This window comes from Paenibacillus gyeongsangnamensis, from assembly GCF_027533625.1.
Classification (GTDB): domain Bacteria; phylum Bacillota; class Bacilli; order Paenibacillales; family NBRC-103111; genus Paenibacillus_G; species Paenibacillus_G gyeongsangnamensis.
Genome location: NZ_JAQAGZ010000038.1, coordinates 1 through 12989 on the forward strand (window position 1 = coordinate 1; position 12989 = coordinate 12989).

Sequence of the window (12989 nt, forward strand, 5' to 3'; positions counted from 1 at the left end):
TCTCTTGGAGTTGTTGAACGTTTTCCTTTGGTGTCGTTAGCCTCTTGGCATTCACTGACTCGTACCTCCTTAAGAAACATGAACAAAGTAGGGCTCCTTCCCTCCCGCAGGTTGTGTTGTCCTGCATTCATTGGTACTATGCGCCCCTCGGACTCCCTTCCTGCAGACGGCTCACTTCACTTTTTGGGCTTATAGAGCGCCTTTTTACGGTCTTTAAAAAAAAACTTCCGTGCAGGGGAGGGTCTCCCCAGTTCACTGCATCCTCTTTCATGCCATGCCGATCCCCTTACGCCGGAGGATTCTTCGCTGCCGCTCCAAGTTCCTAGCAGCTTCCATGGCCTTCATCCACATTGACGGGACTCGGCTCCCTCTTCTCCCTCTTGCGAGGCCTTTTTAACGACGCGGCAGGATTCACTTTATGTTACGGCCTGGCATGTTGCTTGCCCTGTCTCTGACAGGTACTTCCGTCGATGCGCTTCTACGTACTGCTTTCGCTATACGTAGGCATCCTAGCTACGCGGGGGCTTGGTCCCTCCCGCGACCGGACTTTCACCGGCAAGAAGATGCGTGCCTCTGGGCACGCTCAACGAACAAAAACCCCCGTGTCCATAGACACGGGGGCCGCACGTTACATCGCCATTCCTTGATGCGTCCGGTCGAGACTGACGAACTTGTTGAAGCTCTTGAGAAAAGCGAGCTCCACCGTCCCGACCGGGCCGTTCCGCTGTTTAGCGATAATGATCTCGATGATGTTTTTCTTCTCGGATTCCTTGTCGTAGTAATCGTCCCGGTACAGGAACGCCACGATGTCGGCATCCTGCTCGATCGAGCCCGATTCCCGGAGGTCGGACATCATCGGCCGCTTGTCCTGCCGCTGCTCCACGCCCCGGCTGAGCTGCGAGAGCGCGATGACCGGCACGTTGAGCTCCCTGGCGATCTGCTTCAGAGTACGCGAGATCTCAGAGACTTCCTGCTGTCGGTTGTCGCCCTTGCCGCGGCCGTGAATGAGCTGGAGATAATCGATCAGGATCATCCCAAGCCCCCGCTCCTTCTTCAGCCTCCGGCACTTGGCCCGAATATCGGCTACCGTCACAGACGGTGAATCGTCGATGTAAATGTTCGCTTCCGAGAGCGATCCGATCGCCATCGTCAGCTTTTCCCAATCATCCGGCTCCAGAAAGCCTGTCCGCATCCGTCCGGCATCCACGTTCGCCTCCGCGCAGATCATCCGCTGCACGAGCTGCGCCGCGCCCATCTCGAGCGAGAAGATCGCGACGGTTTCCTTCTCCCGTACGCCAACGTTCTGCGCGATATTCAGGGCGAACGCCGTCTTCCCGACGGAAGGCCGCGCCGCGACGATGATCAGGTCGGAGCGCTGGAAGCCTGAAGTCATCTTGTCCAGATCATGAAAGCCCGAACGGATGCCCGATGTGCTGCCCTTCTGGTTGTACAGCATTTCGACCTTGTCGAAGACTTCCATCAGCACATCCCGGATGGCAATGAAGCCGTTGCCGGAACGGCGCTGGGAGATCTCCATAATCCGCTGCTCCGCATCGCTGAGAAGGCCGGATACTTCTTCCTCGCCGGAGTAGCCGTTGCTGACGATTTGCGTTGCCGTCCGAATCAGCCGCCGCAGCAGCGACTTCTCTTCGACGATCTGCGCGTAGTAGTCCACGTTCGCCGCCGTCGGCACGGCGTTTACCAGCTCCGACAGGAAGCTGATCCCGCCTACCTCCTCCAGCTGCTGCTTATCCTGCAGCCGCGCGGTCAGCGTGATCAAATCGACAGGCTCGTTGGCTTCCGCAATCTCGATCATCGCTTCGTAAATCAGTTGATGCGCCGGACGGTAGAAATCGTCGCTGTTGATCCGTTCCATCGCCGTAATCAGGGCGTCGCCGTCGAGCAGCACCGCCCCGAGTACAGCCAGCTCGGCTTCCAGATTTTGCGGAGGGATGCGATCCATAAACATGCTTTCGTTCAAGCTCGTCCTCTCCTCATCCGCACCGGATCTTCTCGAATTATTCTTCCACAACATGAATTTTCAGCTTTCCGGACACTTCCGGATGCAGCTTTACGACCACCTCGGTCACACCGAGCGCACGGATCGGTTCGTCCATGACGATCTTCCGCTTATCCAGCTTAATTCCCTGCTTCTCCAGCGCTTCCGCAACCTGCTTGTTCGAGACCGCGCCGAACAACCGGCCGTCCGCCCCCGACTTCGCCTTCACTTGAACGGAGAGCTCGCCGAGCTTCCGGCCTAGCTCCTCCGCATCCGCTTTCTCCTGCGCCTTCTTCTTGTCTTCCGCTTTCTTCTGTTGATCCATTACTTTCATAGCGCCTTCGCTGGCCGGAGCCGCCGCTTTTTGTTTAAACAGGAAATTTTGCGCGTAGCCTTCGGAAACCTCTTTAACCTCACCTTTTTTTCCTTGGCCCTTAACATCCTTCAAGAAAATCACTTTCATTCAAAAAGCCCCTCCTCTGCGTGAATCTCGCTAAGCACTTGCTTCAGCCTCTGCGTCGCTTCGGCGATCGTGCCTTCCAGCTGGGTTGCCGCGTTGGTCAAATGACCGCCGCCGCCCATCCGTTCCATGACCACTTGGACATTCATTTGCCCCAGCGACCGGGCGCTTATGCCAATCAGGCCGTCAGGCCGCTCGCTGATGACGAACGAGGCCATGATGCCCGTCATAGTTAACAATGTATCAGCTACCTGCGCGATGAGCAACTGTGAATATTTACGTCCCGGCTCGTTCACCGCAAGCGCGATATGGTCGTAAATGACCACCGCGTGCTTAATGACCTCCGCCTTCTGGATGTAATAATCCAGGTCCTCTTTCAAGAGCCGCTGAATCAACGCGGAATCGGCTCCGTTGCGCCGCAGGAACGAGGCGGCCTCGAACGTCCGCGCGCCCGTACGAAGGCTGAAGCTCTTCGTGTCGACCACAATCCCCGACAGCAGCGCCGTCGCCTCCAGCACGCCCATGGTCATTCGTTCGTGGAAATATTGCAGAAGCTCCGTCACCAGCTCGCAAGTCGAGGACGCATACGGCTCCATATAAACGAGCGTCGCGTCATGGATGAAATCCTCGCTGCGGCGGTGATGGTCTACGACCACCTTGCGGGACGTCAGCTGCAGCAGCTTCGGCTCCGGCGTCATCGAGGCGCGGTGCGTGTCGACGACCACCGCCAGGGAACGTCCGTTCGTAATGGCGACGGCCTGCTCCGGCGTAATAAACCAACGATTCAGCTTCTCGTCCTCATAGATCGTATCCATCAGCTTCTGGATGGACGGATTAACGCCCTCCAGCACGATATAGCCCTCTTTGTTGCTGAGATGCGCCATCTTCAGCACGCCGATTGCCGCGCCGATCGAATCCATATCTGGATTGCGGTGGCCCATAATGAGCACCTTATCGCAATCCTTAATCAAATCGCGGAGCGCATGGGAGATGACCCGGGCGCGCACCCGCGTTCTTTTCTCGATCGCATTGGAGCGTCCCCCGTAGAAGGAGAGCCGTTCCCCAACCTTGACCGCCGCCTGGTCGCCGCCCCGGCCGAGCGCCATATCCAAGCTGAGCTGCGCCCATTGACCGAGCTCATTAAGCGACGTTGTTCCCGAAGCAATCCCGATACTGAGCGTCAGCGGCAGCTTGTTCTCAATCGTAATGTCCCGTACCTCGTCCAGTATCTCGAAGCGCGACTGCTCCAGAGCCTTAAGCCCTTTTTGATCCATTACCATGAGATAGCGGTCCGATGCCGTGCGCCGCAAATAAATCTGGTTCTTCTGCGCCCACTCTGTGATCTCGCCCGTGACCTTGGCCATCATGATCGTCCGGGTCTGATCGTCGAGGCCCTGCGTCGCTTCGTCAAGATTATCCATCATGACGATGCCGAGCGACAGCTTCTCCTCTTCATAGCGCTTCTGCAGCGTCCGGAAGTCCGTAATATCGGTAAAGTAAACGAGCCGCTCTTCCGGCTTCATCTGTACTTCGTAGATTCGCTTGTCCACGGGCAGCTCGAGCTTCACTTCTTTTTCCTTACGCGCTTTAAGCCCCGTGAAAACTTCCAGGAGCGGTTCGCCAATCAACGACTCGCGGCCCAGCATCTTCGCCACGAACGGATTGTGCCATTCGATGACCTTGTCTTCGTTGTACAGCAGCATGCCCAGCGGCAGCTCGTGGATGACCTCGCTTCCTGCGCGCTTGACCCGATGCGAGAGCGTCGTGATGTACGCATTCAGATCCTTGCGGAACGCTTGCTCCGCCTGGAGCGTGTAATACCCCAGCAGCGCGCAAAGGAACAAGGCGACTAAGCCGATGATCCACTGATACAGAAATAAAATAAAAGTCAGCACGGCCAGGAGCGCGAACACCCAGACCATATGCATCCCATGCCATCGCTTTAGCAGAAACTTAGGCATTTCATTCGCCCCTCTAACCCCTTAATCTACTTGCGAGTCAATCGATCACGAATTGGAAACGCCACATCGAATACACCTATCAGGCTGAATATGAAATAAGCCGGCGGAAAAAACAGCAGCACCACAATGCCCGCAATCGGCAGCATCCGGTTCCAGCGGTTCACATGCGCCACGTAAAACAGGAAGGCAATCGCCTGGACGGCGAACGCCGCAGTCAGCAGCGGCAGCAGATTGAGCAGCAGCGAGAATACGATGGAAGTCGTATCCTTCACGAACAGCTCCAGCAGCAGCGCCAGCAAGTAAAACCAGACGAACGACTTCGGCAGCATCCAGTCCTTCACCGGCTTGAACGCCGGAATGGATTCCCCTGCTCGAACAAGCGCCTTGCGTGCGAGCCAGTGGGATACGACCACATAGAACAAGGAGAAGCCGATCATGTACAGCGGCAGCATTTGAACCATGAGCTGTACCAGAGTATCGAGATCAAGCGCCATCATCCCCTGCAGCTGTGCGGGCAGCGTGTGGACGCTTTCCACCATGAAACCCTTCATCTTGCCGACGGGATTAAGTCCCAGCATATAACTGACGATTAAGCTGAGCAGCAGCTCGCCCAGCAGCGTCAGCGTCCCGACCGTCAGCACCGAGCGGGCCGGGGCCCGTTTCTTGTACAGATTGCCCATCTGGATGACCGGCGGCAGAAAAAACAACGATACCGATATGAGCAATACTCCGAGCCACCCCGCAAGCAAGGAAGAGGCGATGAGGTAAACCGCAGCCAGACTAACGATATAATGAATTAAGAAACGCTGCGTTTCCAGCCTGACATACATGACCAGGACCGGGATCATCAGCAAGCTGGCCGTAATCAAGTTCAGCGGCGGCAGCATAATGGAAAGCAATAAGATCACGTATGTGATGCTCCATCCGAGCAGCCGTGGCTTTCGCGAGTCTACCAAGTAGTTCACCTCTTACGAATATGTTCTTCCAAAGCGGAAATATCGCCGTACCAATCTTCCAGCTGATGGCCTTCCTGGCGATGCCTTTTCATTTTATCCAAGACCGCTTCGTCGAGCTGCTTCATGGATACGCCCAACCGGCGTCCGAGGATATAACAGCACGAGACCAAGCTCGCAAGTCCGTCTATCATCTTATGCTGGCTTCCTTCCCATATGCCCTTGAGCAAATACGCCATTTGGTCGACGAGCTCCGTCTTCAGCCATTCGATGATTTTGGCGCGCTTGGCCAAATCAAGATCCTTCTCCATGTTTGACAAGCCGCACTCCTCCTACCCGGCACTTTAGTTAAGTATACCACATTTTATACCTTTTGTTCCGACTGCCATAGCTTGAAGCAATAATCGATGATTTCCCTTCTGCGGATAATGCCGATAAATACATCATTATCGTCCGTCACCGGAACAAAGTTTTGATTCGTCGCGAGCGTGATTAAATCCTGCATTTGCTGATCGATTCGTACAGGTTTGATCGTCATATGCTGCGGCACATCCTTCAGTTGCACCTTGTGGCAATGATCGAAACCGATGTCAGGGGAATGCTTCAGCTTCCACAGCAGGTCCCCCTCCGTGATCGTTCCTGCGTATTTGCCGTTATCGTCGACCAGCGGAACGGCCGAATAACGATGGTACTCCATACGTTCAAGCGCCTGTCTCATCGTATTATGGGGAGAAAAATAAATAACCTCATCCTTAGGAACAAGAAAAAATGCGATATTCAACGTACTTCCCTACCTTTCTTACCAACAGCTTGAAATCGCCCTTCATTCATCATATCATGACCGGACCCTGATGAAAAATGGTGAGTGCCCCAGGATAAACGGCTACGCCGTCCTTGTCTTATAAGGACCAGCGCGTTTACTAAGGTTGATGCGAAGCTATAAGCTACGAAAACTTATAAAGTCTTATCAACCAAAAAAACAGCCCCTTCCGAGGCTGCCATGATGGATTCTCCGGTCGATCCTAAGCCGGCGCTGTGCCCGGCCAAATTCATTCCGCCCTCTGTTCCTGGCGTTACCCGGGGCTTAATGTGTATTTTTGAATTTTCGAACGTTCTCAATGATTTCGGAAACCGCTTCGATCCGGATAGGCTTGCTTAAATATTCATCCATACCGGCTTCCAAATATTTCTCCCGATCGCCTTTCACGGCATGAGCCGTTACCGCTATGACATAAGGCTTTCTCGTTAACGAACTTGCTTTTTTAATCTCCTTCGTCGCTTCCAAACCGTCCATCATCGGCATTTGAACATCCATAAATATAAGATCATGCGGAACACGCCGAACCGCCTCCACCGCTTCTTGCCCGTTCTGAACTATGGTAGACGTATAACCGAGCTTCTCCACCATTTTTTTTAATACGAGCTGATTCACTTCATTGTCTTCCGCTATCAAAATTTTTAGAGGCTCATCTTTTAACGGATCCGGCTCGGCCGACGCGTCATCCGCCGGCGATTCCAAATAGGCTTGGGTCCGAAAATTAGCGGTAAATATAAAAGCGGACCCCGCTTGATCCTTGCGCGGCTCATACCAAATTTCACCGCCCATCAGATCAACAAGCTTTTTACAAATGGCCAGCCCTAACCCGGATCCTTCCGTCTTGCGTGTCATAAAATGATCCACCTGATAAAAGGGTTCGAACAAATGGGCAGCCTTATCCTTCGGCACACCCAGACCCGTATCCCGGATCGCAAATTGAAGGCATACCGTATCCTTCCCCTGGGCGACCTTATCCACTGAGATCGATATCGCTCCATGAGAAGTAAACTTGACGGCGTTGCTAAGCAGATTCATAAGCACTTGTTTCAGCTTCGTCGTATCCCCAATCACCATGCCGGGCACGGTAGGACTGACGGTGGTTGTGATTTCCAATTTTTTTCCAAGCGCTTTTGGTAAAATAATATTTAACGTTTCCGACAGAAGCGTTCTCACCTGGAACGATTCTTCCGATAATTCTACTTTGCCCGATTCAATCTTGGAAAAGTCCAAGATGTCGTTGATGATCGAAAGAAGCGTAGCTCCGCTTTTTTTTATAATTTGAACATACTCATCCTGCTCCGCATCCAATTTCGTTTCCATGAGCAAATCCGTCATTCCAATGACTCCGTTCATCGGAGTACGGATCTCGTGACTCATCATGGCTAAAAATTCGCTCTTGGCCTTATTCGTCTTTTCAGCGGCTTCCTTCTCAATCATCAGTCGCTTCTGTTCGGTCATGTCCTTCACAATGATATAGTAACCCACATTCTTATTGTGAATGATAATCGGAGCCAACGTTGTCAGTACTTCAACGGCGTGACCGTCTTTATGCTTGAAATAATTCATGTTTTTTTCAATAGACGTATAATCTTCCGTAACGGACAGCAAGCGGGCCAGGTTCATTTCACCGATAAATCTGGAAATGTTCGTTCCGATAAGCTCTTCGATACGATATCCGGTCAAGATCTCCGACATTTGATTTCCATTGATAATATGGCCGTTCAGCCCAAACGATATGATCGCATCGTGGTTATATTTCTTTAACGAAGTATACCGTTCGATGCTTTCCTGCAGCCTATGCTCCATGGCTTTACTCTTCGTAACGTCGACCACTTGCGCTATGAAGTACATAGGTTTTCCGTCGATGTTATCGCGTACGAGCGAAAGATGCAGCGTAGCCCAAATCACGCTGCCATTTTTATGAATATACCGGTTCTCCACTTCGAAGGAAGGGATAACGCCATCCAGCAATTGATTGACTAAAGGCTCATTTTTATTGTCTTCCCCGGAAGTGACCAAGTCTGCGGACTTCAGCGATATGATTTCCTGTTCGGCATAACCGAAGATATGGCAGAGCGCGGGATTAACGCCGATCCACTTGCGTTCCATCGAAATTAAGGCTATGCCAATTGGAGCATGCTTATATACATGGTCCAATAAGATTTGTTGGTCAAAAACCTGTAATTCCTGCATTCTCAGCCCCCCTCGGGTTCACATCTTATTATATATTACCATTAATGAAGGGCATTGATCACTTCAAATCCGGGAAAATAAAAAGACGGCTAGTCTAAGACCAGCCGTCTTCTTTCACGTACTATTCCGTTGTGTAAGGCAGCAGAGCGACTTGACGGGAGCGTTTGATTGCAATCGTCAGCGCGCGCTGATACTTCGCGGAAGTACCGGTTACACGACGAGGAAGAATCTTACCGCGCTCGCTAATGAACTTCTTGAGCGTTTCGATGTCTTTATAGTCAATGTGCTTGATTTTGTTTACTGTGAAGTAACAAACTTTACGGCGCTTGCCGCCTTTTTTGCCACGACCACCGAACTTTCTTTCGCCGCGCTCGCCGCGGTCTTCAGAACGTTCTCTTCTTTGTTGTTGTTCCATCTTCTTCAGTCCTTTCTACGTGGATTGTTCGCTGCTTCGCCGCTCCTTAGAACGGCAAATCATCATCGGAAATGTCAATCGGTTTGCCGTCATCCTGGAAAGGATCCTGGTTGTCGCGTCCGCCGCCGTATCCGCCGCCACGGTTGCCTCCGCCGCTATTTCCGCCGCCCTGATTCATGGCGCCGCTGCTCATGCCTTCTTCCCGGTTCGCACTATTCGCGGATTCCAGGAAACGCACGTTGTCTGCGATGACTTCCGTCACGTAGACTTTGCGTCCTTCATTGTTGTCATAGTTCCGTACTTGGATACGTCCTTCTACGGCGGCCAAACGGCCTTTGCGCAAATAGTTCGCACAAGTCTCGGCTAACTGACGCCAGGTTACAACCGGAATGAAATCCGCTTCCCGTTGTCCTTGGTTGCTGGAGAAAGGCCGGTCAACTGCCAATGTGAACTGGGTTACGGCTACGCCGGCTGGCGTATATCGCAGTTCGGGGTCTCGTGTAAGCCTTCCGATCAGAATCACGCGATTCAACATCGTCATACCCTCCCGGATGGGTTGCAACAAAGCTGTTGTCAACCGTAATTACGACACTTGCTTCAGGTTCTTAAGCTACGTCTTTAACGATCAGGTAACGAATGATTTCATCGGAAATCTTCATTACGCGGTCAAGCTCGGAAATCACTTCGTTGTTAGCGTTGAAATGCACTAACACGTAATGACCGTCACGATGCTTGTTGATCTCATACGCAAGACGGCGCTTACCCATCAGGTCATGCTTCGTAATTTCGCCACCGTTGTTGATGATGTTTTGGAACTTCTCCACCGTAACCTGAACCGCTTCTTGTTCCAGGTCCGGACGAATGATGTACATCACTTCATATTTGCGCATGTTGTCACCTCCTTTTGGACTCACGGCCCCCGCAATCGGCTTGTACCGTCGGGAGCAAGGAGCGAGCAGGTCTTACCAAAACTCGCACCATAATACTATAGCAAAATTGTGATTCGAAGGCAAGCAAAAGTTCCTGCGGCCATTCATTATCACTCCAGCTGCCGGGCTTCTGGTAATTATTAAGCCTCATGCTTCCCTCCGCGCTTGGAAAACTAACGGTACACCAGCCAACAGGAGGTGACCTGCAATGGGTGAATGGAGTCAATTCCGTCCGGGCGACCGGGCGCCGAATGACGGCGAGTACATGGAAGTCGGAGAAGACGCCTTCCATATGGGCGTCAATAATCCTAAGATCGTCAAGCTAAACAAGGGTGACCGTTTCCCGGCTACCAGCAATCATAACCGGAAGTGGAAGCGAATGTTCCGGGGCTAACTGCTGCTTCCCCCGCCCCGCGGCGGGGGCCATTCTTAAAGGAGGCGCTCTGATGCGTTATAAATATACATGGATGTTAACCTTGTTCAGCGTCGCATTGTGCTTCATTCATTTCATCGGTCACGAAACGGATCCCGTGTACCTGCTGTTCTATGCGTTAAGCGTGCCTGCTTGGTTTTATCCGCTCTTCCAATATACGAACATTAATCCCGTTCCGTTGTACTTGCTAACGATTCTATCCTGGGCCATTATAGGCTATTGTATCGACCGCTTATCTGTACACCGGCGAACGCGAACCGAAACTTGAATCCGATCGGCCTCCAGAGCGTCCTGGAGGCTGTTTTCCACATGATCCAAAGAAAGCGGCTGCAAGCCCCGGGTCGTGTCAATGAACGGATTACCGGCGCGCCCGGATCACGGACAGCATTTCATTCACCGGTAAAGCGTTAACAACCCTTCCATCGCGTCCTTCCGTTATTTCAGCCATGAACAAGGAGTTGTAGATCGCTTCTTCCGTGGCCTCCGCAACCGCCCGAAAACACTCGGAAATAAGCGGTCCGTCTTCACGTATGCATCTCCATGCCAAAAATCCGGTTTCCGGCGTGTGTGGAATAAGGTTGCCGTTGCTGAATGCGATGACGATATCTCCGCTGCCGTGATGGGCGATGGAGCCGGTGCGAGCAAGGCCGAAACCGGCTCTTTTGGCGATTCTTTTCAACTGACGAGCGTCCATCGGCAGGTCCGTGCCAACGACAATCATGATCGAACCGTCGTTGTTCCCCCGTTCCTGCGATTTTGCTTGGAGGCAAGCCCCTACCGGATGGCCGAGGATAGTCAAATCCTTGCCGAGACCGAAGTTCGTCAGCACCAATACCCCGATATGGTAGGCGATTCCTTCTACTGTCACCTGTCTGGAAGAAGTTCCGATCCCCCCTTTATAGCCAAAGCACACCATGCCGGTCCCGGCACCGACGGCCCCTTCCATAGCAGGCCGGTCAGTAGAAGTCCTTGCTTGTTTGATCGCTTCGACGGCATGCTCAGGCCGCACATGAAGGCCCCTCATATCATTCAAAAATTTGTCGTTGCATTCGCCGGTAACGACGTTTAACGAACCGTCCCGATCGCCAATCCCCTCATCCTGCGTCATCATGTATTGCAGCGCGCCTTCCGTCACCGCAGGAACACTGAATGTATTGGTCAACATAATAGGAGATTCGATGATTCCCAGCTCATTCACTTGAACCAGTCCGGTCGTTTTGCCGAAGCCGTTGATCACATGCGACGCGGCAACTACTTTTTCCCGAAAAGGATTTCCTTGATGCGGCAAAATCGCCGTGACCCCTGTTCGAATGCAGGCGTCGGGACGGTTCGCGTTCAATGTCACGTGTCCGACCGCCACACCGGGAACGTCGGTTATGCTATTATGCTTCCCGGTTGGGAGCTGCCCGACGGTGAACCCATACTCGCGAAAACGTTTTTTGCTCATCTGATCTCTCTCCATTGTTGTTTATAAGGTGAGCTGTCCTGATTAGCGTCAGTCCGGTTTCACTCTTGTCAGCATGCGGGAACCGTAAAAGGCAGCCCACGCTTTAGGCCCATCTTTGAAAAAGAAGCGGATCGGGTACTCTTTGTTTTCGATCACAAGCGTCGAGTCGGTGCTTGCCCGCAGCGTGAATACTTTGCCGTCGATTTCCGCTTTCGGCTTTTGATCATCGAGAAATATGGATACACAGCCGCCCTCTGCCGAACGGTACGTGCCAACGAAGGATTGCAAATGCTCAAGCGAAGCCTGGGCATGCGGCTCGATGCTGCTCTTTTGTTCCAATGGGAAGCCTAATGCGGTATTTACAGCGGCTAACCACATGTCATTTGCTGGCACATTCGCCACGTTCGTTAAGACAACCGCTACCAGACCTTCCTCAGGCACAAAGCCAAAATGGGACGATACCCCGGGCTGTGCGCCCCCGTGTTCGACCAAACTCACGCCGGAATAATCGGGTGTTATACGCAATGCATAGCCGTAGAAGGTGTTTCTTCCAACCCGATGTACTGGCTTCCACATGTTATGGATTGCATCTTGACTCACGATGGAGCGGCCTTGAACCATGCCTCCATCGACATAACATTGCCCATATTTTAACAAGTCGAGCACATTCGAGCGAATCCCTCCTCCCACCTCGTAGTTCCCGAGCATGGGCCAAGGCACTTCTTCTAATACACCCGTTTCGCTGTTCTTCACATACGGTATGGAAACACGATCATATTTCGCCAATTCTTCAAAGCTGAACGTAGAGCGATGCATGTGCAGCCGTTCCAGAATGCGTTCCGTCATATATCTGCGATAAAGACGGCCGGTCAGCTGTTCAATGATCGTCCCCAGCAGCAGGAACGTATCGTTGCAGTAGCTGAAATATTGGCCTGGCTTGCCCAAAAGTTCATAACTCTCGGAAGCCATATAAGCCGGATGGTCGTTCAATCGGTTTAATACCTCATTGCGACGCATAGGCGGCAAACCGGTCGTATGGGAAAGCAAGTGATGAATTTTAACGCTTGCCGTATCTTCCAATCCATGAAGCTTGAACTCGGGTATGTAGCGGATCACTGGGTCGTCTAACGAAAGCTTGCCTTCATCCGCCAACTGCATGATAGCCAAGGCCGTAAACGATTTGGTGACCGATGCCGTTCCGAATATCGTATCCGGTGTGACCGGGTCTTTCGTTTCTATATCCCTTACGCCGAATCCCTTCTGATAAATGATTTCACCATGCTGCGAAACGGCGACTGCGGCTCCGGCAATCGACTCTTGCTTCATCAATTTCCCTACATAGGCTTCGAATATCGACCAACTCCGGTCGGACATGTCAGCAC

General features: G+C 52.4%; 14 protein-coding genes. 2 read left to right on the forward strand and 12 right to left on the reverse strand.

All coding sequences use genetic code 11. The annotated features are described in order from the left end of the window. Window positions 1-628: 628 nt before the first annotated feature. From dnaB to rpsF, 10 genes are all read right to left on the reverse strand, one after another. A complete protein-coding gene (dnaB, locus tag O9H85_RS34760; protein ID WP_409348254.1) occupies window positions 629-1969 on the reverse strand; it encodes a replicative DNA helicase in 1341 nt (446 codons plus the stop codon). Window positions 1970-2018: 49 nt separating this feature from the next. Next, window positions 2019-2462, reverse strand: a complete 444-nt coding sequence (gene rplI, locus O9H85_RS34765) for a 50S ribosomal protein L9 (protein WP_269885948.1) — start codon at window positions 2460-2462, stop codon at window positions 2019-2021. Continuing rightward, window positions 2459-4420, reverse strand: a complete 1962-nt coding sequence (locus O9H85_RS34770) for a DHH family phosphoesterase (protein ID WP_269885949.1) — start codon at window positions 4418-4420, stop codon at window positions 2459-2461. The genes rplI and O9H85_RS34770 overlap by 4 nt, the downstream gene beginning before the upstream one ends. 26 nt (window positions 4421-4446) lie before the next feature. Continuing rightward, the gene (locus O9H85_RS34775; RefSeq protein WP_269885950.1) at window positions 4447-5376 is read right to left on the reverse strand and encodes a DUF2232 domain-containing protein; all 930 of its coding nucleotides are present in this window, start codon (window positions 5374-5376) and stop codon (window positions 4447-4449) included. A gap of 5 nt (window positions 5377-5381) precedes the next feature. Further along, a complete protein-coding gene (locus O9H85_RS34780) occupies window positions 5382-5684 on the reverse strand; it encodes a MazG-like family protein (RefSeq protein WP_269885984.1) in 303 nt (100 codons plus the stop codon). Window positions 5685-5737: 53 nt separating this feature from the next. Continuing rightward, window positions 5738-6154 (reverse strand): CBS domain-containing protein, encoded by a 417-nt coding sequence (locus O9H85_RS34785; RefSeq protein ID WP_269885951.1) that lies wholly within the window; start codon window positions 6152-6154, stop codon window positions 5738-5740. A 303-nt stretch (window positions 6155-6457) separates the two neighbouring features. Next, complete coding sequence (locus tag O9H85_RS34790; RefSeq protein ID WP_269885952.1) at window positions 6458-8383, reverse strand: PAS domain S-box protein; 1926 nt, start codon at window positions 8381-8383, stop codon at window positions 6458-6460. A 121-nt stretch (window positions 8384-8504) separates the two neighbouring features. Next, on the reverse strand, window positions 8505-8798 hold the full coding sequence (gene rpsR / locus O9H85_RS34795) for a 30S ribosomal protein S18 (RefSeq protein WP_269885953.1): 294 nt from the start codon (window positions 8796-8798) through the stop codon (window positions 8505-8507). 46 nt (window positions 8799-8844) lie between these two features. Continuing rightward, entirely contained in the window at window positions 8845-9333 is a 489-nt protein-coding gene (gene ssb, locus O9H85_RS34800; protein WP_269885954.1) for a single-stranded DNA-binding protein, read from the reverse strand. A gap of 70 nt (window positions 9334-9403) precedes the next feature. Next, window positions 9404-9688, reverse strand: a complete 285-nt coding sequence (rpsF, locus tag O9H85_RS34805) for a 30S ribosomal protein S6 (RefSeq protein ID WP_269885955.1) — start codon at window positions 9686-9688, stop codon at window positions 9404-9406. A gap of 247 nt (window positions 9689-9935) precedes the next feature. On the opposite strand from rpsF, the gene O9H85_RS34810 reads away from it, so the two are divergent. Both O9H85_RS34810 and O9H85_RS34815 read left to right on the forward strand, forming a co-directional pair. Beyond that, window positions 9936-10121, forward strand: coding sequence for a YjzC family protein (locus O9H85_RS34810; RefSeq protein ID WP_269885956.1), 186 nt, complete (start codon window positions 9936-9938; stop codon window positions 10119-10121). A 52-nt stretch (window positions 10122-10173) separates the two neighbouring features. Continuing rightward, window positions 10174-10428, forward strand: a complete 255-nt coding sequence (locus O9H85_RS34815; RefSeq protein ID WP_269885957.1) for a hypothetical protein — start codon at window positions 10174-10176, stop codon at window positions 10426-10428. A gap of 90 nt (window positions 10429-10518) precedes the next feature. Here the strand turns inward: O9H85_RS34815 and O9H85_RS34820 are convergent, their stop codons facing one another. After that, a complete protein-coding gene (locus O9H85_RS34820; protein ID WP_269885958.1) occupies window positions 10519-11607 on the reverse strand; it encodes a DmpA family aminopeptidase in 1089 nt (362 codons plus the stop codon). Window positions 11608-11655: 48 nt separating this feature from the next. After that, window positions 11656-12981 (reverse strand): serine hydrolase domain-containing protein, encoded by a 1326-nt coding sequence (locus tag O9H85_RS34825; RefSeq protein WP_269885959.1) that lies wholly within the window; start codon window positions 12979-12981, stop codon window positions 11656-11658. Between the last annotated feature and the right edge of the window lie 8 nt (window positions 12982-12989).

Coding starts and splice junctions, on each gene's coding strand:
- dnaB (WP_409348254.1), bottom strand. CDS start 1,969: ATGTTTATGGATCGCATCCCTCCGCAAAATCTGGAAGCCGAGCTGGCT.
- rplI (WP_269885948.1), bottom strand. CDS start 2,462: ATGAAAGTGATTTTCTTGAAGGATGTTAAGGGCCAAGGAAAAAAAGGT.
- O9H85_RS34770 (WP_269885949.1), bottom strand. CDS start 4,420: ATGCCTAAGTTTCTGCTAAAGCGATGGCATGGGATGCATATGGTCTGG.
- O9H85_RS34780 (WP_269885984.1), bottom strand. CDS start 5,684: ATGGAGAAGGATCTTGATTTGGCCAAGCGCGCCAAAATCATCGAATGG.
- O9H85_RS34790 (WP_269885952.1), bottom strand. CDS start 8,383: ATGCAGGAATTACAGGTTTTTGACCAACAAATCTTATTGGACCATGTA.
- rpsR (WP_269885953.1), bottom strand. CDS start 8,798: ATGGAACAACAACAAAGAAGAGAACGTTCTGAAGACCGCGGCGAGCGC.
- ssb (WP_269885954.1), bottom strand. CDS start 9,333: ATGTTGAATCGCGTGATTCTGATCGGAAGGCTTACACGAGACCCCGAA.
- rpsF (WP_269885955.1), bottom strand. CDS start 9,688: ATGCGCAAATATGAAGTGATGTACATCATTCGTCCGGACCTGGAACAA.
- O9H85_RS34810 (WP_269885956.1), top strand. CDS start 9,936: ATGGGTGAATGGAGTCAATTCCGTCCGGGCGACCGGGCGCCGAATGAC.
- O9H85_RS34815 (WP_269885957.1), top strand. CDS start 10,174: ATGCGTTATAAATATACATGGATGTTAACCTTGTTCAGCGTCGCATTG.
- O9H85_RS34820 (WP_269885958.1), bottom strand. CDS start 11,607: ATGAGCAAAAAACGTTTTCGCGAGTATGGGTTCACCGTCGGGCAGCTC.
- O9H85_RS34825 (WP_269885959.1), bottom strand. CDS start 12,981: ATGTCCGACCGGAGTTGGTCGATATTCGAAGCCTATGTAGGGAAATTG.